The following is a 22,761-nucleotide window of genomic DNA, read 5'->3' as shown; positions in this document are numbered from 1 at the left end:
GCGGCCGCCAGGGGTTCTCCGGGGCGGGGCTGGCCGTTGTCGGGGCTTTCGCCGGCACCGTCGTAGAAATAGCTGACCGGCGTCTGCAACGCCTCGGCCAGCTCCCACAGGCGGGCGGCCGAGATGCGGTTGGCGCCGCACTCGTACTTCTGAATCTGCTGGAACCTTATGCCGACGCGATCGCCCAACTGCTGCTGGGTCAGGCCCAGCAGGCGGCGACGGCGGCGCAGGCGACGACCCAGGTGCAGGTCGATCTCGGCGGGCATGACGACACTCCTGTCTTCCTCGGCCTGTGCCGGATCGGCACGGACAGGGCGGCTCGCCGCAAGCCGCGTGCCGTTTTCGCTCCCAAGGCGAGGGACGCAACCCGACGCCCGCCCGCGCATTAACGGCCAAGGCAGTCAGCCTTCAGGAAGGGAAGAGAAGCATGGGTGGATTTGGATTTATCGCCTGGATCATCATCGGCATCGTCGCCGGATGGCTGGCGGAGAAGATCATGAAGCGGGATCACGGCCTGCTCACCAATCTGATCGTCGGCGTGGTCGGCGCCCTGATCGGCGGGTTCCTGGCCAACAACCTGCTGGGCGTGGACGCCGCGGGCAATTGGATCGTCGGCATCATTGTCGCCACCATCGGCGCCGTGGTCCTGCTGTTCCTGCTCGGTCTGGTGAAGCGGCGGACCTGATCGACCGTTTCATCGCACAAGAAAAAAGGGGCGGCCCGTCGGGCCGCCCCTTTTGCCGTCGAACCAGACGATTTAGTGAGGTTCGTCGCCGTTCGGTTCGTCGCTGGTCGGCTCATCGGCCGGCGGGGCGTCGGCCGGAGGCGTGTCCATCGCGTCCGGGGTCGGCTCAGCCGTGTCCGAAGCGATCGGGGGAGCCGACTGGATGTCCGAGGCGCTGGCGTCGACGACGATGTCGGCGCCGTCCTGACGGATGCCGGCCAGCGGCACCGGACGGACCTGGCCGTCGGCGGTGCGGACGGTCAGCTCCTGACCGGCGGCGCCGTTCTGGACGCCGACCAGCTTGCCGATCTCGGTCCCGTCGCTGCTCTTGACGGTCGCGCCCGGCGTCAGGGTCAGGCTCTGGGGTTGAGCCGCGGCCGCCTCAGCGGGAGCCGGTTCGGGCGTCTGCGGCGTCGTGGCGTCCTGAGCGAAGGCAGGGGCGGCGATGAGGAAGGCGCCGGCGATGCCGGTCAGCAGGGCGGTCTTGCGGATCATGAGAAACTCCTGGAAGGGCGAGCCCGGCGCTCGCGAAAAAATGAACCCTTGTGAAGGCCGATGGTTTCCCCTGCCCTGAAATGACCTTTTACTCGCCCCAAACGACCGATTCCTGCTCATCGGAGAGCGATTGACCAAACCGGGTGCAAAACACGACCCCTGGCGGATCACGCGTCGTCTGGCCGGACTGGTCTATGAGCTGACGCCGCAGATGTTCGCGGTCGCCACCTTCCTGCTGGGCGGGGCGATGCTGCTGTCGGCGGTGACCCCGGCCTTCAATGACCGGCTCAACGCCTTGGGGCGGTTCTATCCGCCGTTGCTGATCGACCTGTCCCACTTCGCCGCCAGCGTGACGGGCTTCATCCTGCTGCTGATCTCGGCGGGGCTGTGGCGGCGGCGGCGCGGGGCCTACTATGCGGCCTTGGCGGTCCTGCTGGTCGGCGCGGTCTTCTCCCTGCTGAAGGGGCTGGATTGGATGCAGGCCATCGAGATGAGCCTGGCGGCGGCCCTGCTGGCGCCGTGCCGCTCGGCCTTCAATCGCCGCTCGCGCCTGGGGGAGCCGCTGCGGCCGGGCTGGCTGCTGATGCTGGCGGCGGTGGTGGCGGCCATGCTGTGGCTGGGCTTCTTCGCCTATCGCGATACGGCCTACACCGACGAGCTCTGGTGGACCTTCCTGGTCGACAAGCAGGCCTCGGGCTTCCTGCGCGCCGGGGCGGTGCTGGCTTTGCTGACCCTGGCGGTGGCGGTGCGTTCCCTGCTGACCGCGCCCGGCGCGCGCAGCCATGGGCCGGCGGCTGCGGCGGACGTCGAGCGGGCGCGCCAGGCGCTGGAGATCGCCGAGGTCGCCGCGCCCGAGGCGGGCCTGGCCCTGCTGGGCGACAAGGCCCTGCTGTTCAGTCCGTCGGGCCGCAGCTTCATCGCCTATCGCGTGCGGGGGCGTCGCTGGATCGCCATGAGCGAACCCGCCGGGCTGAGGGAGGAGCGGCTGGAGCTTCTGTGGTCCTTCGCCCAGCTGGCCGACAGCTACGGCGGAGCGGCGGTCTTCTATTCCGTGGGCGAGGGACTGCTGGCCGACCTGGCGACGCTCGGCATGGCCGTGCGCAAGGTCGGCGAAGCGGCCGTGATCGACGCCGCTCATTTCACGACCGAGGGCAAGGGCAAGCAGAGCCTGCGAACCGCCGTGAACCGGGCCGAGCGCGAGGGCGCCGGCTTCGAGGTGGCGCCGCCGGGCTCGGCCCGGCCGCTGGAGGCTGAATTGCGCGCCGTGTCCGACGCCTGGCTGAGGCATCACAACGGGTCCGAGAAGGCCTTTTCGCTCGGCCGGTTCGACATCGACTATCTGGATCGACAGGCGCTGGCGCTGGTGCGCGAGAACGGCCGCGTCGTCGCCTTCGCCAACCTGTTGATCGGCGCGGGCGGGCGCGAGGCGATGATCGACCTGATGCGCCATGATCCGGAGGGGCCGCACGGCGTGATGGACTATCTGTTCACCCGCACGGCGCAGTGGGCACGGGACCAGGGCATGGAGCGGCTGGACCTGGGCATGGCGCCCCTGTCGGGCCTTGAGGACCGCCGCATGGCCCCGGTCTTCGCCCGCGTCGGCGCCCTGGTGTTCGAGGAAGGCGGCGCCGTCTACGGCTTCCAGGGCCTGCGCGCCTACAAGGCCAAGTTCGGCCCCGACTGGCGGCCGAAATTCATCGCCGCGCCGCCGACCACGCCCCTGCCCCTGGCCTTGCTGGACGTCGCCCTGTTGACCAGCGGCGGCTGGCCGGGGCTGCTGGGCCTGAAGAGGTAGCCTCGGCGCACAAAAAAGGCGGCCCGCCGTGGGCCGCCTTCCTCGTTTGGACAGAACGCCGGATCAGTCGGCGCGGACGCGCTTCTTGCGGAAGGAGGGGTTCAGGACCTCCTTGCGCAGGCGGATCGACTTGGGCGTGACCTCGACCAGTTCGTCTTCCTCGATATAGGCGATGGCCTGTTCCAGGCTCATCTTGCGCGGCGGGGTCAGGCGCACGGCCTCGTCCTTGCCCGAGGCGCGGACGTTGGTCAGCTGCTTGCCCTTGATCGGGTTGACGTCCAGGTCGTCGGAACGGCTGTTCTCGCCGATGATCATGCCCTGGTAGGTCTTTTCGCCGGCGCCGACGAACATGACGCCGCGATCCTCCAGGTTCCACAGAGCGAAAGCCGCCGTGTCGCCGTCCGAGTTGGAGACCAGCACGCCCTTCAGGCGGCCCTCGATGGCGCCCTTGTGGCCTTCATAGTGGGAGAAGACGCGGTTCAGCACGCCCGAGCCGCGCGTGTCGGTCAGGAACTCGCCCTGATAGCCGATCAGCGAGCGCGACGGGCACTTCAGCTGGATGCGGGTCTTGCCGGCGCCTGAGGGGCCCATGTCGGTCAGTTCGGCCTTGCGGGCCGACAGCTTCTCGATGACCACGCCCGAGAATTCGTCGTCGACGTCGATGACCACGTCCTCGATCGGCTCCTGACGCTCGCCGTTCTCGCCGGTCTGATAGACCACGCGCGGGCGGCTGATCGACAGTTCGAAGCCTTCGCGGCGCATGTTCTCGATCAGAACGCCCAGCTGCAGTTCGCCGCGACCGGCGACCTCATAGGCGTCCGAGCCCGGCGTCTCGGTGATGCGGATGGCGACGTTGGCCTCGGCTTCCTTCAGCAGGCGGTCGCGGATGACGCGCGACTGCACCTTGTCGCCTTCGCGGCCGGCCAGCGGGCTGTCGTTCACGCCGACGGTCATGGAGATGGTCGGCGGATCGATCGGCAGGGCGTCCAGCGGCTCGGTGACGTCCATGGCGCACAGGGTGTCGGCCACGGTGGCCTTGGACATGCCGGCGATGGCGACGATGTCGCCCGCTTCCGAGCCCTCGTCCAGCGGCTGGCGCTTCAGGCCGCGGAAGGCCAGGACCTTGGTGATGCGGCCCTGTTCGATGGTCTTGCCGTCGCGCGACAGGGCCTTGATGGCCATGCCCGGAACCGCCTTGCCCGAGTGGATGCGGCCGGTCAGCAGGCGGCCCAGGAAGGGGTCGCTTTCGATCAGGACGTTCAGGATCTTGAACGGCTCATTGACGCGCGCCTGGGCGGCGGGCGGCGGGACGTGATCCACGATCAGGTCATACAGCGGGTGCAGGTTCTCGCTCGGCTGGGCCAGATCCAGCGTCGCCCAGCCCGAACGGCCCGAGGCGTAGATGACCGGGAAGTCCAGCTGCTCGTCCGTGGCGCCCAGGGCGGCGAACAGGTCGAAGGTCTCGTTCAGCACGCGGTCCGGGTCGGCGTGGGCGCGGTCGACCTTGTTGATGCAGAGGATGGGGCGCAGGCCCATCTTCAGCGCCTTGGTCAGCACGAACTTGGTCTGGGGCATGACGCCCTCTTCAGCGTCGACCAGCAGGACGCAGCCGTCCACCATGCCCAGGATGCGCTCGACCTCGCCGCCGAAGTCGGCGTGGCCCGGCGTGTCGATGATGTTGATGCGGGTCTCGCCGGCCTTGCCGTTCCACAGGATCGACGTGCATTTGGCCAGGATGGTGATGCCGCGTTCACGCTCCTGATCGCCGGAGTCCATGGCGCGTTCGGTGGTCGCCTCATTGGCGCGGAACAGGCCGGACTGGGCCAGCAGGGCGTCCACCATGGTCGTCTTGCCGTGGTCGACGTGGGCGATGATAGCGACGTTACGAAGGTTCATGTCGGGCTCGGGCGGACTGTGTTCGGTCACGGATGGGCCGCGCCGCTGCAAGAAGATTGCAGAAAAGGGAAGGGTTCGGCGCGCCTCTTACAGGGATGCGGGCCAAAACGCCAGTCCGGTGCGCGTTCGACTGATCAACCCAGCGGCATGACGGCCAGCACCCCCACGGCCAGCGTCCCGATGAGCAGGGCCGACAGGGCGGCGACGGCGGCCACGCGCGGACCGGCCCGCAGCACGGCGCGCGGATCGACCATCAGCCCCAGCGCCGCCATGGCGATCAGCGTCAGGGCCGAGACCGAGACCTGCAGCGGCGGCAGGATCGCTTCCGGCAGCCAGCCCAGCGACCGCACGGCCATCAGGGCCAGGAAGACGAGGATGAACCAGGGCGCCATCTGATGCAGCTTCGGCCCACGCCCGCCTTCGGCCTGCTTCGAGCGCATCAGGCCTAGGATCAGGCAGACGGGACCCAGCATCAGCACGCGCACCAGCTTGACCACGGCGCCCGTCTGGACGGCGGCCAGGCCGGCGGGCGCGGCGGCGGCCAGCACCTGCGGCACGGCGTAGACGGTCAGGCCCGCCAGCACCCCGACCCGCGTGGCGTCATAGCCCATCATGGCGCCGACGACCGGAATCAGCAGCACCACGGCGATGCCCAGAACGGCGGTGAAGCCGATGGCGGCGGCCACGTCCTGGCCCTCGGCCTCGATGACCGGGGCTACGGCGGCGATGGCCGAGTTGCCGCAGATGGCGTTGCCGCAGGCGACCAGCAGGGCCATGGCGTGCGGCAGGCCGAACGCCCGCCCCAGCGCATAGCCGCCGACGATGGCCACGGCGACGACGCCGACGATGGCCAGCAGCAGCCAGGGCCCCAGCGCCGCCACCGCCGCGCCCGAGACCGTAGCGCCCAGCAGGGCCACGGCGACTTCCAGCAGGGTCTTGGCGCTGAAGGCGACGCCCGGCGTCCACAGCGACGACGGCGTCCAGACCAGGCGCAGCCCGGCCCCGATCAGGATGGCCAGGACCAGGCCCTCGATCCACGGATGTTCGAACAACCGGGTCTCGACGATCTGCAGCCCATAGGCGACGGCCCCGATGGTGGCGGACAGGGCGACTCCGGGCAGGAGGCGGGCCAGGCCCGTCAGGCGGCGAGAGGGAGCGGCATGGTCGAGAGCGACGGTCATGCGGTCCTTATCCGCTCCGTCATCTGATCGATCCAACGCGTAGTTATGGACTTAACAATCGATTTGATCGATCAATAAGCCATGACGCTGGAACAGCTCCGCATCTTCGTCGCCGTGGCCGAGCGCCTGCACATGACGCGGGCGGCCGAGGCGCTGCATCTGACCCAGTCGGCGGTCAGCGCGGCGGTCAATGCGCTGGAGACGCGGCACGGGGCGCGGCTGTTCGACCGGGTCGGGCGCGGCCTGGCGCTGAACGCGGCGGGGACGGCCTTTCTGCCGGAAGCCAGGGCGGTTCTGGCGCGGGCCGAGGCGGCCGAGCGGCTGCTGGACGAACTGGCGGGGCTGAAACGCGGGTCGGTGCGGCTGTTCGCCAGTCAGACCATCGCCGCCTACTGGCTGCCGCCGCGCATGGCCGCCTTCGCCCAGAGCCATCCGGGCGTGGAGCTGCATCTGTCGATCGGCAACACCCATCAGGTAGTCGAGGCCGTGCTGGCGGGCGAGACGGAACTGGGCCTGATCGAAGGCGCCGAGGACGCGCCCCGGCTGGAGCGGACGCGGATCGGCGCCGACCGGCTGATCGTGGTGGCGGCGCCGGGGCATCCGCTGGCGGAGCGGGAGCAGTCTCTGGCCGCGTCCGACCTCAAGGCTCTGGACTGGGCCTTGCGCGAGGCGGGCTCGGGCACCCGCAGCGAGTTCGAGGCGGCCCTGCCGCGCGGCATGGCCGCGTCGGACCTGAAGACGGCGCTGGTGCTGCCGTCCAATGAGGCGATCCTGACGGCGGTGGCGGCCAGCGCCGGGGACGGCGGCGGGCTGGTCACGGCGATCTCGGAACTGGCCGCCCGGCCCCTGATCGAGGCGGGGCGGCTGGTCCGCCTGCCGCTCGAACTGCCCGAGCGGCCCTTCTATCGGCTGCGCCACCGCGAACGCAGCGCCAGTCGGGCGGCGGAGGCCTTCGCCGCCGCCCTCTAGCCGGCTTGAATCCTGGCCGCCCTAGACCTTGGCGGCGCGGCGACGCACCCAGGCGTAGAGGGCGTAGGTCAGGACGGCGAAGGCGATCAGACCGGCCCACATGGCGGGCCAGCCGCTGTCGGCGGGCAGTAGGGCGAAAGGCGCCTCGTCGCGCGTGCCGACGATGACGGCGGCGGTGAGGACGCCGAACAGGCTCTCGCCCACGATCAGGCCGGACGCCAGCAGCACGCCCATGCGGCGGGCCACATCGGCGTAGCGGGTCGACTTGACCGCCCGGTCGTACAGCCAGCCGCAGACGGCGCCGACGACCAGCATGGTGGTGACGGCGGCGGGCAGATAGACGCCGATCCCGGCGGCCAGCGGCGGCAGCTTGATCCGGTCGTTGGTCGTGCGGCGCAGGATGACGTCGAGGATGATGACCAGGACGCCGACCACGGCGCCGATGCCGATCAGATCCCAGCGCAGATCGCCCGAGATGACGCCCTTGGCCAGCGCCGAGATCAGGGTCGCCTGAGGCGCCGCCAGGGTCTGCGAGCCCTGGACGATGGCGGGCGGGCCGCCTTCGAAGCCGAAGGCCTGGTTCATCATGTCCAGCACGAAGGGGATGACCAGGGCGCCGGCCACCACGCCGACCAGCAGCGCCGTCTGCTGACGCCAGGGCGTGGCCTCGACCAGTTGGCCGGTCTTGAGGTCCTGCAGGTTGTCGTTGGCGATTACGGCCACGGCGAAGACCACGGCGGTGACGATCAGGGCGAAGGCGACGATCGACGGATCGGCCGGAACCCCGGCGATGGCCAGCACGCCCAGCATCAGCAGGGAGGCGATGATGATGGCCAGGATGCCGACGCCCGACACCGGGCTGTTCGACGACCCGATCAGCCCGGCCATGTAGCCGCAGATGGCGGCCACGGCGAAGCCGATGACCACGACATAGACCAGGCCGCCGATCACCAGCAGCGGGGCCGATCCGGCCAGGGCGGTGCCCTGGGCCACCACGGCCAGCAGGACGGCGATGCCGACCAGGGCGGCGACCGAGATCAGGCCGACCAGCTTGATGGGCATGTCCTGCTCGGCCAGCTCCAGCGTCTCGCCATGGGCGCGGCGCGCCTGGGCGGAGATGGCCGAGGCCAGGCCGGCGGCCAGGGGTTTGGCCAGCTTGGCCAGGGTCCACAGGGCGGCGACGCCGATGACCCCGGCGCCGATGAAGCGGACCTCCTGGGCCCAGACGCTCATGGCCAGGCCCTCGGCGCCGGCTTCGGCCGGCGTCGTGGCGGCGATGGAGGGCACGCCGTGGGCGACGGCCCAGGCGGCGAACTCGGGGGAGGTCAGGATGGGCACGAAGATCAGCCAGGCCAGGACCAGGCCGAACAACTGGGTCAGGCCGACCGCCAGCCCGATCAGGTGACCGGCGCCCAGCAGGGCGAACTGCATGGAGAAGCCGACCCCGGTCGCCCCGCCGCCCAGCGCCGCGGGCAGGCGCAGGAAGGCGGCGGTCTCGGCTGCGAACACCCGGGCGGCGGCCAGGAAGCCGAAGAGCGCCGAAGCGATCGCTCCGCCGATGACGACGAACAGGCCGGAACGGTTCTCGCGCACCGCCTCCTCGGTCTGGTCCGCGCCGGGCGAACCGACCTTCAGCACCTCGGCGGCGGCGACGCCCTCGGGGTAGGGCAGGCCGCCCTGAACGACCAGGGTGCGGCGCAGGGGAATGGAGAAGGTCACCCCCAGCACCCCGCCCAGGACGCAGATCATCACCGACTCCCAGAAGGGGAAGTTCATCCACCAGCCGATCATCACCAGACCGGGCAGGACGAAGATGATGGCGCTCATCGAGCCGCCGACCGAGGCGACGGTCTGGACCGTCATATTCTCCCAGATGGTCGAACCGCGGAACGCCCGCAGCAGGGCCATGGAGATGACCGCCGCCGGAATGGCCGAGGCGAAAGTCAGGCCGACCTTCAGCCCCAGATAGGTGTTGGCCGCCGTGAAGACCGCCGCCAGCAGACACCCCAGGATCAGGGCGCGGATGGTCAGTTCTATGCGTTTGCCGGTTCCGGCGGGGGTGTCCGTCATGCGGGAGCCTCGTGAATGTGCGGCGAGGCTAAGCCTGAAAGCCGGGCTGTGACAACGGGGCGCAGGCTAGTTCAGGACGCGCCGGGAATCCGGCACGTCCAGACTGAAGGCCGGAATGGCGGCTTCGAACATCCGACCTTCGGCGTCCTGCATGAAATAGGCGCCGACCATGGAGCCCGAGGGCGTCGTCAACGGACAGCCCGAGGCGTAGGCGTAGCTGTCGCCCGGCTCGATCAGCGGCTGCTCGCCGACCACGCCGGGGCCACGCACCTCTTCGACCCGGCCCAGGGCGTCGGTGATGGTCCAGCGCCGGGCCACCAGCTGCACCGGGCCGCCGCTCAGATTGACGATCTCGACCTGATAGGCCCAGACCCAGCGCCCCTCGGCCGGGTCCGACTGGCCCGCCAGATAGGAGGGGCGGACGCGAACGACGACGCCTTCGGTCTCGGCGGAGTAGGCAGGAGCGGAGTGCATGCGCTATATGCAGCCCGCCGTACGCGGGGTTCAAGCGTCTGTCGTCGCCGACAAGCTACACAGACGAGAAAATCCGTGTGAGAACAGGACGGCATGACCAGCTTTCAGATTCCCGCCCGCGCCGGCATCCTTCCCTTCCAGGGCATTGAGACCCTGATCGCGGCGGGCGCCATCGCCTCCGACACCCCGTTCGACGTCGATCAGGTCCAGCCCGCCAGCCTGGACCTGCGCCTGTCGGATCAGGCCTGGCGCGTGCGCGCCTCCTTCCTGCCCGGTCAGCGCAAGGTCGAGGCGCGCATCGCCGACGTCGCCATGCACGCCATCGACCTGTCGGGCGGCTATGTGATGGAGAAGGGCTGCGTCTACATCGCCCGCCTGCAGGAGCGCCTCAGCCTGCCCAAGGGGCTGAACGCCCGCGCCAATCCGAAGAGCTCGACCGGCCGCGTGGATGTCTTCGTGCGCCTGCTGACCGATCAGGGCGGCAGCTTCGACGATGTGGACGAGGGTTATGACGGCCCGCTGTATCTCGAGATCGCGCCCCAGACCTTCTCCATCCTGGTCAAGCCGGGCACGCGGCTGAACCAGCTCCGCCTCAAGGCGGGCGAGCCGCCCAAGCTGGAGACCCGCAGCGTCGGCGTCGACCTACGCGCGGGCGACAACGGCGTCGTCGGCTATCGCGGCCGCCGTCACGCGGGCGTGGTCAACATGGACCACATCGACGGCCACGACCCGCGCGACTTCTGGGAGCCGCTGACCCTGCGCCGGGGCGAACTGCTGCTGGATCCGGGCGAGTTCTACATCCTGGCCTCGTCGGACGATGTGGAGATTCCGGTCGATCAGGCCGCCGAGATGACCCCCATCGACCCCTCGGTCGGCGAGTTCCGCGTCCACTACGCCGGCTTCTTCGATCCTGGTTTCGGCACGGACGAGGCGCACGGCGCCGGGTCAAAGGGCGTGCTGGAGGTCCGCACCCACGACACCCCCTTCCTGCTGGAGCACGGCCAGATCGTCGCCCGACTGGTCTATGAGCCGCTGACCGAGCGGCCCTCGCGCCTCTATGGCGAAGGCGGCAGCCACTACCAGAGCCAGGGGCTCAAGCTGTCGAAACACTTCCGCCCCTGGGGCTGATCTGCCCTTCTCCCCTTGAGGGAGAAGGTGGGCGCCGAAGGCGCTCGGATGAGGGGTGTGAGCGCCGCGGTCAGCCGATCGCGGCGCTTTTTCTATGCGCCGCACGACGAGCGACGCCGCCGCCACCCCTCATCCGTCATGCTTCGCATGCCACCTTCTCCCACAAGGGGAGAAGGGTCGTTCTGAGCGCATCAGGTCAGCTTGTTCGCCTTCCTCAGACTGGGGAAGACCCTGGCCCAGACCCCGGTCGCGGCCAGGGCGCCGAAGCCGCCGAACACCGCCGCCCCGATGGGGCCGAGCAGGCGCACCATGACGCCGGAATAGGCTTCGCCCAGTTCGTTGGAGGCGCCGATGAACAGCATGGACACCGACGACACCCGCCCGCGCATGTGATCGGGCGTGGCCAGCTGGATCAGGGTCTGGCGGATGTTGACGCTGATCATGTCCGCCGCCCCGCCCAGGAACAGCACCGCCCCTGACAGCCAGACGCTCTTGGACAGGCCGAAGATCAGGGTGCAGACGCCGAACACGGCCACCGCCCCGAACATCCACCGCCCGCCGTGACGCACGATGGGGAAGCGGCTGAGGTAGAGGGCCATGATCAGCGCCCCCACCCCGAACGAGGCCCGCAGCAGGCCGAAGCCGATCGCGCCGACATGCAGGATGTCGCGCGCGAAGATCGGCGTCAGCAACGCCACCCCGGCCAGCAGGACGACGACCAGGTCCAGGGAGATGGCGCCCAGGACGATCTTGGTCTTCCAGACATAGGCGAGGCCTTCCCTGACCTGCTGCACCGGGCCCAGTTTGGACGGATCGACCTGGGGCTTGCCTCGGGTGCGGATCAGCAGGAAGCAGGCGACCGCCACCAGGAACAGCCCCATGGCCGAGGCGTAGGCCAGGGGCACCGACAGGCCGACGATGACCCCGCCCAGGGCGGGTCCGGCGATGGCGCCGGTCTGGAAGGCGATGGACTGGGCGGCGATGGCGGGCGGCAGGGCCTTGCGTCCCACCACCATCGGCAGGAAGGCCTGGCTGGCCGGGGCCAGGAAGGCGCGCGCCGCGCCGAAGACGGCGGCGACCGCCAGCAGGCCCCACAGGGGCGGCGAGCCGTGCAGCGCCATCATCAGGAAGGCGCTCGCGCACATCCCCTCGACGATGATCGACAGGGTGACGGTGTGCTTGCGGTCGTGTCGGTCGGCCATGGCCCCGGCCGGCAGGGTGAAGGCCAGCAGCGGCAGGAACTGGCACAGGCCCACCAGTCCCAGATAGAGGCTGGCTTCCTCGATCGGATGGTCGCGCCGGGCGATCTCATAGACCTGCCACAGCAGGGCCGAGGACTGGATCTGAATGCCCAGGACCGCCACCATCCGGCCCAGCCACAGCAGGCGGAAGTCGCCGATGCCCCAGGGGCTGGACGGGCCGCCGTCATGAGATGAACCGGGCGGCGGTCCAGGCGGCAGCGGCGGCTGGGGCGGAACCGTCGGGGCGGAATCGATGCTTTCGGTCGTCACGTTCGTCTGGGCGTCTTCGGATAGGGGGTTCCGTCGCGGCGGCGATAACCGTCCTCTCCCTTGGAGGCGATCATGTCGATGTCGGGATAGTCGCAGGCGTCCTCGGCGGGACGGCGCGAACCGACCTCCAGCAACATGGCCTCGCGATCACTGCGGTTCTCGATCTTGTGGCCGTTGGGGACGCCTGCCTTGAAGCCGGCGCAGTCGCCGGGGCGCAACAGGGTTTCGCCCTCGTCCTCGACCAGCACCACCTCGCCGTCCAGCACCCAGACGAACTCGTCTTCCGCGCTATGCCAGTGGCGCTGGCTGGACCAGGCCCCGGCGGGCAGGCGCAACAGATTGACGCCGAACTGATCCAGGCCGACCGCGTCGCCCAGCCGCCAGCGGCGACGCGGCTTGCAGGGACCGGCGAATTCTTCCGGATATCCCGTTCCGTGGATGGTCGGGGCGGCGTCGATGTCGATCTTGGGCACGGTTTTCGGGCCTTCTCGCGGGTGCGCGATATGCCTAAAGCATAGCGGCATGAGCGCCGCATCACATTCCGTCATCGATCCTGTCGAACTGACCCGCGACCTGATCCGCATCCCCTCCGTCACGCCTGCCGACGAAGGGGCGATGGACGTGCTGGAGCGCGCCCTGACCGGCCTGGGCTTCACCTGTCGCCGCATGGTGTTCGAGGGGCCGAGCGGCGTGGGCCACGACGCCCGGATCGAGAACCTCTACGCCCGGCGCGGGACCGCCTCGCCCAACCTCTGCTTCGCCGGCCACACCGACGTGGTGCCGATCGGCGATCTGAAGGCCTGGAGCGCCGGACCGTTCGAGGGCGAGACCCGCGACGGCGTCCTCTATGGCCGGGGCGCCGTGGACATGAAGGGCGGCGTCGCCGCCTGGGTCGCCGCCGTCTCGCGCGTCCTCGCCCTAGGCGAGATCGAGGGCTCCCTGTCCTTCCTGATCACCGGCGACGAGGAAGGCCCGGCCCTGCACGGCACCAAGCGGGTGGTCCAGACCTTGGCCGCCGAGGGCGAGGTCATCGACGCCTGCGTGGTCGGGGAACCCTCCTCGGCCCACCACCTGGGCGACATGATCAAGGTCGGGCGGCGCGGCTCGCTGAACACCTGGATCACCGTCCACGGCAAACAGGGCCACGTCGCTTATCCCGACCGCGCCGCCAATCCGGCCCCGGTCATCGCTCGCCTGCTGGCCCGGCTTGACGCTCACGTCCTCGACGAGGGCTACCCCGAGTTCCCGCCGTCGAATCTTGAGATCACCACCATCGACGTGGGCAATCCGGCGACCAACATCATCCCGGCCGAAGCGAAGGCGCGGCTCAATATCCGCTTCAACCCGACCCACACCGGCGACGGTCTGATCGACTGGCTGAACCGCGAGGCGGGCGCGCTTCAGGCCGAGACCGGCCTGCAGATCGAGCTGGAGCACATGTGCTCGGGCGAAGCCTTCCTGACCGAGCCGGGCGTCTTCGTCACGGCGGTGCAGGACGCCGTCGAGGCGGCGCTGGGCCGCCGTCCTGAGGCCTCGACCACCGGCGGCACCTCGGACGCCCGCTTCATCCGCGCCCTGTGTCCGGTGCTGGAGCTGGGTCTGGTCGGCCAAACCATGCACCAGGTCGACGAGCGCGTGCCCGAGGCCGAACTGCGCGCCCTGAGCGACGCCTATGAACGCGTCATCGCGACAGTGCTGGAGCGTCTGAAGCCCTGAATCTGCCGCGTCATGTCACAGCCCGATGGTCTGTCTCGTCATGGAAGGACGCGCACTCAAGCCACAGGAGCCACGACATGACACCGCGCATCGCCAACCCCGCCAAGGCCGCCCCCGACGTCTATCAGGCGATGGTGCGGCTGGAACAGGCCGTCGCCGCCAGCGGCCTGGAGCACAGCCTTCTGGAACTGCTGAAGATCCGCGTCTCGCAGATCAACGGCTGCGCCTATTGCCTGCACATGCACACCGCCGACGCCCGCAAGGCGGGTGAGAGCGAAGTGCGTCTGCACCTGCTCGCCGCATGGCGTGAATCCTCGCTGTTCAGCTCGCGCGAACGCGCCGCCCTGACTTGGGCCGAGAGCCTGACGCGCATCGAACAGTCCCAGGCGTCGGATGCGGACTATGCCGTGTTCAAGGCCGAGTTCAGTGAAGCCGAGCAGGTGAAGCTGGCCTTCGCCATCGGGGCGATCAACGTCTGGAACCGGCTCGCCGTCGGCTTCCGCTCGGCCCATCCGGCAGGCCCGGCGCGTGTCGCGGCCTGATCCCTCGACCGAAGTCTTCGAGGCGCATCGGCCCCGGCTGACGCGCCTCGCCTACCGCATGCTCGGCTCCCTGGCCGAGGCGGAAGACGTGACGCAGGAGGCCTGGCTCCGATGGAGCCGGGTCGACCCGGCCGAGATTCGCGAGCCCGGCGCCTGGTTGACGCGCACCACCACCCGCCTGGCGCTGGACCTGCTGAAATCCGCCCGCGTGCGACGCGAGACCTATGTCGGCGCCTGGCTGCCCGAGCCGCTGATCACCGGGCCGGAGGCGGACGCCGAGGTCTTCGCCGATGATCTGACCCTGTCCCTGATGACCGCCATGGAGCGGCTGTCGCCCCTGGAGCGCGCCGCCTTCCTTCTTCATGACGTGTTCGATGTCGGCTTCGACGAGGTGGCGACGACGCTGGAGCGCGATCCTGCTTCGGTGCGGCAGCTGGCCAGCCGCGCCCGCCGCCATATCCGGGAGGCCCGCCCCCGCTACGCCGTGGAGCCGCAAGAGGGCGAACGCATCGCCCGCGCCTTCTTCGACGCGGCGCGATCCGGCGACATGGCCGCCCTCGGCGCCCTTCTGGCGGACGAGGCGACGCTGAAGTCGGACGGCGGGGGCAAGGTGATCGCCTTCCACAACGCTATCCAGGGCGCGCCGAAGCTGTTGCGGCTCTATGCGGGCCTGCACCGCAAATACGGTCAGGAAGGTTCGGAAATGCTCCGTCCCGTCTGGATCGACGGCTTGCCCGGCTACATCAGCCTGGAGCGCGGCCGCATCCTGCAGACGACGGCCCTGACCATCGTCGACGGCCGGGTGGTCGAGGTCTTCATCACGCGGAATCCGGACAAGCTGGCGCGCATCGCCGCGCTTCTGGACCGGAACTCGCCGCTGGCGTCGGCCTAGCGGCAGGCGTCGACCCATTCGGCGTCGGTCAGCGCGGCCATCCGCTCAGGGGCGATGCGGACGGCCGAATGGATGGCGCCGGCCGCCGGGATCACCACGTCCCAGGCCTTCAGCGAGGCGTCGCAATAGACCGGCAGGGGCGTCGCCAGGCCGAAGGGGCAGACGCCGCCGACAGGGTGGCCGGTCACGCCCTCGACTTCCGAGAGGTCCAGCATCCTGATCTTGCCGCCGAAGGCCGTCTTGGCCTTGGCGTTGTCCAGCCGCGCGTCGCCTGCCGTGACCAGAAGGACGACGCGGTCGCCCACACGCAGGGACAGGGTCTTGGCGATCTGGCCCGGCTCGACGCCGTGGGCGGCGGCCGCCTCGGCGACCGTGGCGGTGCTGACGTCCAGTTCGATGACGGCGACGTCGGGCGCCTTTTGCGCGAAGAAGGCGCGGACGCTGTCCAGGCTCACGGCTTTTTCGCCGCTTCCAGCCGGGCGATGCGGCGGTCCATGTCGGCGACCTGATCCTTCAGCCGCTGCGCCTCGGACGCCATGTCGACCGGCGTGCCGTCGTCATAGGTCAGCTGCGCCCCCTTCTCGATCAGATCGAGGCGATACAGGGCGGTGACGCGGGTCGCCTTGAACCGCTCCAGCTCGCTTTCCGGGGAGATGACGCGGGCCATGTCAGCGCGCCGCCACGACGATGACTTCGACGAGGTAATCGGGCGTGGCCAGCTTCGCCTCGCAGGTGGCGCGGGCGGGCGGGTGGGCCGGGTCGACCCAGGCGTCCCAGACGGCGTTCATCGCCTCGAAATCGGCGATGTCGGCCAGCCAGACCTGGGCCGACAGGATCTTCGTCTTGTCGCTGCCGCATTCGGCCAGGATCGCCTCGACCTCGGCCAGGGCGGTGCGCGTCTGGGCGGCGACGTCCTCGCCCGGCTCGCCGACCTGTCCGGCCAGGTAGACGGTTTGGCCGTGGATCACGGCCTGGCTCATACGGCTGTCGGGCTGGATGCGGGTGATCATGACGGCTCCTTGCGCTGAGGCCCGGACTTAACGCGGCGGGGCGGCCGCTCCAAGGACAAAGGCCGGACGCCGCGCCGTCTTCCTAAACGCGAAAAGCCGTGTCACAGGAAGCGCCATGGAAACGATCCGCATCGAGAACCGCATCGGCGTGCGCGCCACGGCCGAACGCCTCTGGGAAGTGCTGACGGACTTCGGCGGCTGGAACCGCTGGAATCCGCATGAGGTCGAGGTCGAGGGCGCCCTGGGCTTCGGCGCGCCGATCAGCCTGACGGAACGCCTGCCGGACCTGGGCGAGCGGCAGGTGCAGGCGAGGCTGGGCGAATGGGAGCCCAACGCCCAGCTGGTCTGGATCGAGCGTCGCGGATTCCTGTTCCGCACCCTGCGCTACTATGAGATCGAGGAGCTGGAGCGGGGGGCCTGCATCGTGTCGCACGGCACGGTCTTCACCGGCCTGCGCGCCGAACTGTTCCATGACAAGCACCGCCCTCGCATCCGCCCGGCCTATCAGGCCATCAGCGAGGCCCTGAAGCGGACCGCCGAGGAAGGCTGAAACGCCTAGCCGCCCTTCATCATGTCCTGGATGTTGATGATGGCCGGACCCAGGATGACCACGAACAGCACCGGCAGGAAGAACAGGATCATCGGCACGGTCAGCTTGGCCGGCAGGGCGGCGGCCTTCTTCTCGGCGGCGGCCAGGCGCAGGTCGCGATTCTCCTTGGCCATGACGCGCAGGGCCGACCCCAGCGGCGTGCCGTAGGTCTCGGCCTGGGTCATGGCGGTGGCCACGGCCTTGATGCCCGGATGCTGGGTCCGCTTGGCCATGCCCTCATAGGCCATGCGCCGGTCCGGCAGATAGCTGAGCTCGGCCGACAGCAGGGACAGCTCCTCGGCCAGTTCGATCGACTGGCCGCCGACCTCCTGGCTGACCTTCTGGATGGCCGCCTCGATCGACATGCCGGACTCCACGCAGATCAGCAGCAGGTCGAGCGAGTCCGGGAAGGCCGCCACGATCGAGGCCCGCCGCTTGTCGATCATGTTCTTCAGATAGATGTTCGGCGCATAGAAGCCGACGCCCGCCGCCCCGACCACGAAGGCGATCAGGGTGGTCAGGGGCAGGTCCGGCTTGACGACGCCGAACAGATAGAAGGCCGTCAGCGCCATCAGGATGAAGGGGGTGGCGAAGCGGAAGAAGTAGAAGGTGTTCAGCGGCCTCGGCCCGCGGAAGCCCGCCTGGATCATGTTGTCGGCGACCTTGGGGTCTTCCAGCAGCTTCATCAGGTTCAGCCGGGCGACCACCCGGCTGCGGAAGCTGTCGTCGGTCTGGCGCAGGCTGGCGCCTTCGCCGCCCGCCGCGCCGCCGCGCATGGCCTGGCGCGAACGGCGCCGCAGTTCCTCGCGGCGCTCGGCCACCGCCTTCATCCGCTTGTCCAGGCGCGGCCCGCCGTCGACGAAGGAGGACAGAAGCGTCAGCACGCTGGCGAAGACGGCCACGCCCACCCCGATGCTGAGCAGGTTCTGCGGGTCGGTGATGAAGCGCATGAAGCCGTTCACGGTCGTCGCTCCCTCGTCAGAACTTGAAGTTGATCATGCGCTTCATCACGAAGACGCCGATCGCCATCCATAGGCCCGCGCCCATCAGCATGACCTGGCCGCGGATGTCGGTGAACATCAGCAGCATGTAGCTGGGGCTCGAGAGCATCACGAGGATCATCACCGCTGGCGGCAGGGAGGCGATGATGCCGGCCGAGGCGATGGCCTCGGACGACAGGGCCTTGATCTTTTCGACCATCATCCTTCGGGCCCGCAGCACCGAGGTCAGATTGCTCAGGGCCTCGGCCAGGTTGCCGCCCGACTTCTGCTGGATGGCGATGACGATGGCGAAGAATTTCAGCTCCGGCGTCGGGATGCGCTCATACATCTTGTCCAGGGCCTGGGCGAGCGTCAGCCCCACCCCCATGCCCTCGACCAGCAGGCGGAACTCCCCGGCCAGGGGCTCGGGGCTCTCTCGGGCGATGATCTTGAAACAGTCGTGCACCGGCAGGCCGGTCTTGATGCCGCGCACCAGGATGTCGATCGCATCGGCGAAGGCCAGGGAGAATTTCTTCATCCGCGCCTTGGCCTTGAAGCCGACGATCCAGCGCGGCAGGCCCAGGCCTGCGGCCACGCCGACGCCCAGGACGATGAGGATGTTGGCCCCCAGCACGAAGGCCAGAAACGCCCCGACCAGGCCCGCGACCACGCTGATGATGACGAAGGTCCGCATCGACAGGGTCAGGCCCGCCTGCTTCAGCTTGGCCGCCATGGTCAGGCGCGCCTTGCGCTCGCGCCGATCGACCTCCTGAAGCTGCTGCAGGATCTGTTTGCGCCGGGCCTCGGGCGTATTGGCCGCCGCCGCACGCTTGGCGCTCGCCGCCGCCTCGGCCCGAACCCCGCCCATGGTCTTGGCGCGCTTGACCGCCTGGCCCGAGGAATCGTCGCCGCCGACCAGCACCCAGCCGACGCCGCCGATGGTGATGAAGGCCAGGACCGCCGCCAGGATGGGAAGCAGCATCGCCCTACTCCGCCGCGTCCAGGGCTTCGGCCAGTTCGCGCTCCAGCCCGTAGTAGCGGGCGCGGTCCCAGAAGCGCGGACGGGCGATGCCGGTCGAGCGGTGACGCCCGGTGATCTTGCCGTGCGCGTCCTCGCCGGTGATGTCGTAGACGAACAGGTCCTGGGTGACGATGACGTCGCCTTCCAGCCCCACCACCTCGGTGATGTGGGTGATGCGGCGGCTGCCGTCGCGCAGGCGCGCGGCCTGGACGATGACGTCGATGGAGCCGACGATCATCTCGCGGATGGTCTTGGACGGCAGGCCGTAGCCGCCCATGGTGATCATGGATTCCAGACGGCTGATCGCCTCGCGCGGGCTGTTGGCGTGCAGGGTGCCCATTGAACCGTCGTGGCCGGTGTTCATGGCCTGCAGCAGGTCGAAGGCCTCGGGACCGCGCACCTCGCCGACGATGATGCGTTCGGGGCGCATCCGCAGGCAGTTCTTGACCAGGTCGCGCATGGTGATCTGGCCCTGGCCCTCCAGGTTCGGCGGGCGGGTCTCCAGACGCACGACGTGCGGCTGCTGCAGCTGCAGCTCGGCGGCGTCCTCGCAGGTGATGACGCGCTCGGTCGGGTCGATGAAGGCCGTCAGGGTGTTCAGCAGGGTGGTCTTGCCCGAGCCCGTGCCGCCCGAGATGACCAGATTGCATCGCGCCGCGCCGATGACGCCCAGCACCCGCGCGCCCTCGGGACTGATGGAGGCGAACTCCACCAGGTTGCGCATCGTCAGCTTGTCCTTCTTGAACTTGCGGATCGTCAGCGTCGGACCGTCGATGGCCAGCGGCGGGGCGATGACGTTGACGCGGCTGCCGTCGGGCAGGCGGGCGTCGCAGATCGGAGAGCTTTCGTCGACGCGGCGGCCGACCTGGGACACGATCCGCTGGCAGATGTTCATCAACTGGCCGTTGTCGCGGAAGCGGACATTGGTCAGTTGCACCTTGCCGCCGACCTCGATGAAGACCCGGCCTGCGCCGTTGACCATGATGTCGGCGATGTCGTCGCGCGCCAGCAGCGGCTCCAGCGGACCATAGCCGAGGACGTCGTTCAGGATGTCCTGGACCAGGTGCTCCTGCTCGGCCACCGACATGGAGACGTTCTTGATCGCCACCAGTTCGGAGACGATGTCGCGGATTTCCTCGGACGCCGCCTTCTGGTCCAGCTGCGCCAGCTGGGCCAGGTCGATGGTGTTCATCAGGGCGTTGAAGATGGTGGTCTTCGTCGCGTGATAATAGTCGCTCTGCTCGCGCACGATCTCGGCGACGGCCTGGGCCTTCTTGAGCTGCTCCAGACCCGGCGTGGCGCGGGGACCGGCCGCAGGCGCGGCGCCCGGCATGGCGGTCTGGGCTGGCTCGGGCTTGCGGCCCAGCAATCCGTCCAGGGCGTCCAGCCGGTCGCTGCGCGGGGCGGCGGCAGGCGACGGCGTCAGAGGGTCCAGGTCGTCGGCGGAGAAGCCGTCGACCGGCTCGGGCGCGCGACGCGGCTGCGCTTCCGGCGCGACGGCTGGGGCGGGCCGCGGCGCGGCGGGGGCGAGGCCCGGTTGTGCTGTCCGCTTGCCGAACACGGCCTCAGGACTTCTTGCTGAACAGGGAGCCGAGCAGGGAGCCGCTTCCCTTGGCGGCCGGCCTGGGCCGGCCCGTCGCGCGCGCGGACGCGGCCGGCAGCTCGCGGCGCGAGACGATCTGGGCCAGAGTCTCGAAGGCCTCGGCCGCCTTGGTCCTGGCGGCGGCGTCGACGATCATCTGGCCGTTGTTGGCGGCCGCGCCGAACACCTTGGCGTCGAAGGGGATGCTGAGGCTGGGATGGACGCCTAGGGCCGCGCCGAAGTCCTTAGCCGGAATTTCGGGCCGACCCGGCATCCCCACCTGGTTCAGCACTAGGCGCGGCGGGGCGTCGTTGGGACGGCCCTGCTTGATCAGGTCGATCATGTTCTTGGCGTTGCGCAGCGAGGCCAGGTCCGGGGTCGCCACCACCACCACCTCGTCCGCCGCGATCAGCGCCCGGCGCATCCAGCCCGACCACAGGTGCGGCAGGTCCAGCACCACGAAGGGCGCCGTGGCGCGGATGCGGGTGGTGACCTCCTCGAAGGCCTCGGCGCCGATGTCCCAGTCGGTCTCCAGGGTGGCGGGCGCCGCGAACAGGCTCAGCTTGTCGGTGCAGCGGACCATCATCCGGTCCAGCAGGGTGGCGTCCAGGCGGTCGGGCTGGCTGAGGGCGTCGGCCACCCCGTTCAGCGGGTCCTGGTTGAAGTCCAGCCCCGCCGTGCCGAACGGCAGGTCATAGTCGACGATGACGGTGTTGACGCCGATCCGCTCGCTCATCGCATAGGCGGTGTTGTGCGCCACGGCCGAGGCTCCCGCCCCGCCGCGCGCGCCGACGAAGGCGATGGTGCGGCCGACGAAGGGTTGGGCCGGGTCGGCGAACAGGCCCCCGATGGCGGCGATCAGCTGCAGCGGCTGGACCGGCGCCACCAGATATTCGCTGACGCCGCGCCGCATCAGTTCGCGGAACAGCAGGATGTCGTTGGTCGCGCCGATGATGACGACCTTGGTGCCCGCGTCGCAGACCTGGGCCAACTGGTCGATCTCGGCCAGCAGATCCTGCGGCGCCTTCAGGCTCTCGACGATGATCAGGGGCGGCGTCGGCTCGGCCTGATAGGCCTCGATCGCCGCCTGAACGCCGCCGAGGCGGATCTGGGTCGTGGCGCGCGCCATGCGGCGGTCCTGGCCGGCGCGCTCGGCGGCGGCGGCCGTGTCCTGACGCTCGGCGAAGATGTGCACGCCGATGCGGGGGATCGACACCTCGACCGAAGCCGGGCCGCCCAGCGTCAGGGCCGTCGACGGCTCCAGCGCGGGCAGGGCCGCCACCACGGGCTCGGCGGCGGCAGGGGCGGACACAGGCGGTTGCGACCGGATGGCCGTCTCGGTCTCGTCGCGCATCCGCCCGACCGGATCAAAGGCGTCCGCCGCCCGGTCCAGGGCCGCAGGCGCGAGGCTCGGCGCGGGGTGCAGGTCCATGAAGTCGTCGTCGAGATCGAACCCGTCGAGGGCGTCGAAATCCTGTGTCGGGAAGGGCTTGGGCGCGGACGTCATTGCACCGCCTGCGAAATCTTGGTCTGCGAGATCAGCGCCTCGCGCTGGGCGGCGGTCTGCGCGCCCTCGCGATAGGCGTCGAACACCACGGAGCGACGGCCCGCGTCGGCCGGCGTCATGGCGCGCGGGGTGACGATGTCGCGCGGATCGGCGATCTGGGCGGCCAGGTTGGCGGTGACGGCGCACCCGAAGTTGGAGGCTGACTGGTTGTCGCCGGTGCGGCCCAGATTGCCCCATTGGGCTCCACACTGCGGCACGACCGCCTGCACGGTCTCGAAGCCGACCAGGACCGGCGCCCTCGGGTCCGGCGCGGCGTAGCCGACCAACTGGATGCGCTCGCCGGGCACGCCCGCCGCCTCGAACGCCGCCTTGACGTTCCAGGCCGCCTGGGCCGCCGTCGGATCGCCGCCCGCCGGCGCCTCGATGACCAGGACGGGCGCCCCTTCCATGGCGAAACGACCGACCAGGGCGTCCAGGGCGGCGCGCTGATTGGCCGACAGGCCGGTCTCGTGCACCGCCAGGGCGATGCGGTCCAGGCCCGGCTCGACCTGAAGCGAGAAGCGCGAGGTCGGGGTCAGCGGCGGCTCGCCGCCCAGGCTGGCCGGGCCGCCCACGCAGGCCGACAGCGTCAGGCTCAGGCCCAGAACGGCGGAGATGGAGGCGGTGCGGATCATGGCGC

23 protein-coding genes and 1 pseudogene are annotated in these 22,761 nt (G+C 69.6%); 8 read left to right on the top strand and 16 right to left on the bottom strand.

Annotated elements, in window-relative coordinates:
* Positions 1–44: 44 nt before the first annotated feature.
* Positions 45–266 (bottom strand): annotated as a pseudogene (locus ACWGL1_RS14155) (helix-turn-helix domain-containing protein); the annotation flags it as partial.
* A gap of 161 nt (positions 267–427) precedes the next feature.
* On the opposite strand from ACWGL1_RS14155, the gene ACWGL1_RS14150 reads away from it, so the two are divergent.
* Positions 428–685, top strand: a complete 258-nt coding sequence (locus ACWGL1_RS14150; protein ID WP_003168780.1) for a GlsB/YeaQ/YmgE family stress response membrane protein — start codon at positions 428–430, stop codon at positions 683–685.
* Positions 686–757: 72 nt separating this feature from the next.
* On the opposite strand, the gene ACWGL1_RS14145 is transcribed toward ACWGL1_RS14150, so the two are convergent.
* Complete coding sequence (locus ACWGL1_RS14145) at positions 758–1,219, bottom strand: superoxide dismutase (RefSeq protein WP_312221019.1); 462 nt, start codon at positions 1,217–1,219, stop codon at positions 758–760.
* Positions 1,220–1,349: 130 nt separating this feature from the next.
* Here ACWGL1_RS14145 and ACWGL1_RS14140 point away from each other — a divergent pair, with 130 nt between their 5' ends.
* Complete coding sequence (locus ACWGL1_RS14140; RefSeq protein ID WP_452112347.1) at positions 1,350–3,014, top strand: GNAT family N-acetyltransferase; 1,665 nt, start codon at positions 1,350–1,352, stop codon at positions 3,012–3,014.
* Between the two features lie 63 nt (positions 3,015–3,077).
* Here ACWGL1_RS14140 and typA read toward each other — a convergent pair whose 3' ends face one another.
* Positions 3,078–4,910 (bottom strand): translational GTPase TypA, encoded by a 1,833-nt coding sequence (gene typA / locus ACWGL1_RS14135; protein WP_291780900.1) that lies wholly within the window; start codon positions 4,908–4,910, stop codon positions 3,078–3,080.
* A 134-nt stretch (positions 4,911–5,044) separates the two neighbouring features.
* Positions 5,045–6,091 carry a YeiH family protein gene (locus ACWGL1_RS14130; protein WP_452112346.1) on the bottom strand — a complete coding sequence of 349 codons (1,047 nt, stop codon included), beginning with the start codon at positions 6,089–6,091 and terminating at the stop codon, positions 5,045–5,047.
* A gap of 81 nt (positions 6,092–6,172) precedes the next feature.
* Between ACWGL1_RS14130 and ACWGL1_RS14125 the strand changes: the two genes are divergently transcribed.
* Positions 6,173–7,060 carry a LysR substrate-binding domain-containing protein gene (locus tag ACWGL1_RS14125; RefSeq protein WP_291780904.1) on the top strand — a complete coding sequence of 296 codons (888 nt, stop codon included), beginning with the start codon at positions 6,173–6,175 and terminating at the stop codon, positions 7,058–7,060.
* Positions 7,061–7,081: 21 nt separating this feature from the next.
* Here the strand turns inward: ACWGL1_RS14125 and ACWGL1_RS14120 are convergent, their stop codons facing one another.
* A complete protein-coding gene (locus ACWGL1_RS14120) occupies positions 7,082–9,130 on the bottom strand; it encodes an OPT family oligopeptide transporter (protein ID WP_452112345.1) in 2,049 nt (682 codons plus the stop codon).
* A 66-nt stretch (positions 9,131–9,196) separates the two neighbouring features.
* Positions 9,197–9,604 (bottom strand): Co2+/Mg2+ efflux protein ApaG, encoded by a 408-nt coding sequence (apaG, locus tag ACWGL1_RS14115; protein WP_291780909.1) that lies wholly within the window; start codon positions 9,602–9,604, stop codon positions 9,197–9,199.
* A 93-nt stretch (positions 9,605–9,697) separates the two neighbouring features.
* On the opposite strand from apaG, the gene ACWGL1_RS14110 reads away from it, so the two are divergent.
* Positions 9,698–10,732 (top strand): 2'-deoxycytidine 5'-triphosphate deaminase, encoded by a 1,035-nt coding sequence (locus ACWGL1_RS14110; protein ID WP_452112344.1) that lies wholly within the window; start codon positions 9,698–9,700, stop codon positions 10,730–10,732.
* Positions 10,733–10,923: 191 nt separating this feature from the next.
* Here the strand turns inward: ACWGL1_RS14110 and ACWGL1_RS14105 are convergent, their stop codons facing one another.
* Both ACWGL1_RS14105 and ACWGL1_RS14100 read right to left on the bottom strand, forming a co-directional pair.
* On the bottom strand, positions 10,924–12,192 hold the full coding sequence (locus tag ACWGL1_RS14105) for an MFS transporter (protein WP_346485641.1): 1,269 nt from the start codon (positions 12,190–12,192) through the stop codon (positions 10,924–10,926).
* Between the two features lie 47 nt (positions 12,193–12,239).
* The gene (locus ACWGL1_RS14100) at positions 12,240–12,716 is read right to left on the bottom strand and encodes a cupin domain-containing protein (protein ID WP_338577301.1); all 477 of its coding nucleotides are present in this window, start codon (positions 12,714–12,716) and stop codon (positions 12,240–12,242) included.
* Positions 12,717–12,765: 49 nt separating this feature from the next.
* Between ACWGL1_RS14100 and dapE the strand changes: the two genes are divergently transcribed.
* From dapE to ACWGL1_RS14085, 3 genes are all read left to right on the top strand, one after another.
* Entirely contained in the window at positions 12,766–13,959 is a 1,194-nt protein-coding gene (dapE, locus tag ACWGL1_RS14095; protein ID WP_452112343.1) for a succinyl-diaminopimelate desuccinylase, read from the top strand.
* A 77-nt stretch (positions 13,960–14,036) separates the two neighbouring features.
* On the top strand, positions 14,037–14,501 hold the full coding sequence (locus ACWGL1_RS14090; RefSeq protein ID WP_452112342.1) for a carboxymuconolactone decarboxylase family protein: 465 nt from the start codon (positions 14,037–14,039) through the stop codon (positions 14,499–14,501).
* On the top strand, positions 14,488–15,393 hold the full coding sequence (locus ACWGL1_RS14085; RefSeq protein WP_452112341.1) for a sigma-70 family RNA polymerase sigma factor: 906 nt from the start codon (positions 14,488–14,490) through the stop codon (positions 15,391–15,393). The genes ACWGL1_RS14090 and ACWGL1_RS14085 overlap by 14 nt, the downstream gene beginning before the upstream one ends.
* Here ACWGL1_RS14085 and ACWGL1_RS14080 read toward each other — a convergent pair.
* The 3 genes from ACWGL1_RS14080 to ACWGL1_RS14070 are packed head-to-tail and all read right to left on the bottom strand — an operon-like array spanning position 15,390 to position 16,403.
* A complete protein-coding gene (locus ACWGL1_RS14080) occupies positions 15,390–15,848 on the bottom strand; it encodes a YbaK/EbsC family protein (RefSeq protein ID WP_452112340.1) in 459 nt (152 codons plus the stop codon). The two genes, ACWGL1_RS14085 and ACWGL1_RS14080, sit on opposite strands and share 4 nt — an antisense overlap.
* Positions 15,845–16,060, bottom strand: a complete 216-nt coding sequence (locus ACWGL1_RS14075) for a hypothetical protein (RefSeq protein ID WP_452112339.1) — start codon at positions 16,058–16,060, stop codon at positions 15,845–15,847. Before ACWGL1_RS14075 ends, ACWGL1_RS14080 begins: the two co-directional genes overlap by 4 nt.
* A 1-nt stretch (position 16,061) precedes the next feature.
* Positions 16,062–16,403 carry a RidA family protein gene (locus ACWGL1_RS14070; RefSeq protein ID WP_452112338.1) on the bottom strand — a complete coding sequence of 114 codons (342 nt, stop codon included), beginning with the start codon at positions 16,401–16,403 and terminating at the stop codon, positions 16,062–16,064.
* Between the two features lie 115 nt (positions 16,404–16,518).
* Here ACWGL1_RS14070 and ACWGL1_RS14065 point away from each other — a divergent pair, with 115 nt between their 5' ends.
* Entirely contained in the window at positions 16,519–16,953 is a 435-nt protein-coding gene (locus ACWGL1_RS14065; RefSeq protein ID WP_291780938.1) for an SRPBCC domain-containing protein, read from the top strand.
* Positions 16,954–16,958: 5 nt separating this feature from the next.
* Here ACWGL1_RS14065 and ACWGL1_RS14060 read toward each other — a convergent pair whose 3' ends face one another.
* Genes ACWGL1_RS14060 through ACWGL1_RS14040 form a run of 5 tightly spaced genes read right to left on the bottom strand, consistent with a single transcriptional unit; the run spans position 16,959 to position 22,756 of the window.
* A complete protein-coding gene (locus ACWGL1_RS14060) occupies positions 16,959–17,954 on the bottom strand; it encodes a type II secretion system F family protein (RefSeq protein WP_312219603.1) in 996 nt (331 codons plus the stop codon).
* Positions 17,955–17,970: 16 nt separating this feature from the next.
* Positions 17,971–18,954, bottom strand: coding sequence for a type II secretion system F family protein (locus ACWGL1_RS14055; protein ID WP_291780944.1), 984 nt, complete (start codon positions 18,952–18,954; stop codon positions 17,971–17,973).
* Between the two features lie 4 nt (positions 18,955–18,958).
* The gene (locus ACWGL1_RS14050) at positions 18,959–20,554 is read right to left on the bottom strand and encodes a CpaF family protein (protein WP_291780947.1); all 1,596 of its coding nucleotides are present in this window, start codon (positions 20,552–20,554) and stop codon (positions 18,959–18,961) included.
* 4 nt (positions 20,555–20,558) lie between these two features.
* Positions 20,559–22,082 (bottom strand): AAA family ATPase, encoded by a 1,524-nt coding sequence (locus tag ACWGL1_RS14045; protein ID WP_452112337.1) that lies wholly within the window; start codon positions 22,080–22,082, stop codon positions 20,559–20,561.
* Positions 22,079–22,756, bottom strand: coding sequence for a CpaD family pilus assembly protein (locus ACWGL1_RS14040; RefSeq protein WP_452112336.1), 678 nt, complete (start codon positions 22,754–22,756; stop codon positions 22,079–22,081). The genes ACWGL1_RS14045 and ACWGL1_RS14040 overlap by 4 nt, the downstream gene beginning before the upstream one ends.
* Between the last annotated feature and the right edge of the window lie 5 nt (positions 22,757–22,761).

It is taken from the genome of Brevundimonas sp. NPDC055812, assembly GCF_053616535.1.
This window is presented reverse-complemented; position numbering and strand designations above follow the sequence as displayed.

Coding starts and splice junctions, on each gene's coding strand:
- ACWGL1_RS14045 (WP_452112337.1), bottom strand. CDS start 22,082: ATGACGTCCGCGCCCAAGCCCTTCCCGACACAGGATTTCGACGCCCTC.
- ACWGL1_RS14110 (WP_452112344.1), top strand. CDS start 9,698: ATGACCAGCTTTCAGATTCCCGCCCGCGCCGGCATCCTTCCCTTCCAG.
- apaG (WP_291780909.1), bottom strand. CDS start 9,604: ATGCACTCCGCTCCTGCCTACTCCGCCGAGACCGAAGGCGTCGTCGTT.
- ACWGL1_RS14070 (WP_452112338.1), bottom strand. CDS start 16,403: ATGATCACCCGCATCCAGCCCGACAGCCGTATGAGCCAGGCCGTGATC.
- typA (WP_291780900.1), bottom strand. CDS start 4,910: ATGAACCTTCGTAACGTCGCTATCATCGCCCACGTCGACCACGGCAAG.
- ACWGL1_RS14145 (WP_312221019.1), bottom strand. CDS start 1,219: ATGATCCGCAAGACCGCCCTGCTGACCGGCATCGCCGGCGCCTTCCTC.
- ACWGL1_RS14150 (WP_003168780.1), top strand. CDS start 428: ATGGGTGGATTTGGATTTATCGCCTGGATCATCATCGGCATCGTCGCC.
- dapE (WP_452112343.1), top strand. CDS start 12,766: ATGAGCGCCGCATCACATTCCGTCATCGATCCTGTCGAACTGACCCGC.
- ACWGL1_RS14065 (WP_291780938.1), top strand. CDS start 16,519: ATGGAAACGATCCGCATCGAGAACCGCATCGGCGTGCGCGCCACGGCC.
- ACWGL1_RS14120 (WP_452112345.1), bottom strand. CDS start 9,130: ATGACGGACACCCCCGCCGGAACCGGCAAACGCATAGAACTGACCATC.
- ACWGL1_RS14125 (WP_291780904.1), top strand. CDS start 6,173: ATGACGCTGGAACAGCTCCGCATCTTCGTCGCCGTGGCCGAGCGCCTG.
- ACWGL1_RS14055 (WP_291780944.1), bottom strand. CDS start 18,954: ATGCTGCTTCCCATCCTGGCGGCGGTCCTGGCCTTCATCACCATCGGC.
- ACWGL1_RS14130 (WP_452112346.1), bottom strand. CDS start 6,091: ATGACCGTCGCTCTCGACCATGCCGCTCCCTCTCGCCGCCTGACGGGC.
- ACWGL1_RS14075 (WP_452112339.1), bottom strand. CDS start 16,060: ATGGCCCGCGTCATCTCCCCGGAAAGCGAGCTGGAGCGGTTCAAGGCG.
- ACWGL1_RS14090 (WP_452112342.1), top strand. CDS start 14,037: ATGACACCGCGCATCGCCAACCCCGCCAAGGCCGCCCCCGACGTCTAT.
- ACWGL1_RS14040 (WP_452112336.1), bottom strand. CDS start 22,756: ATGATCCGCACCGCCTCCATCTCCGCCGTTCTGGGCCTGAGCCTGACG.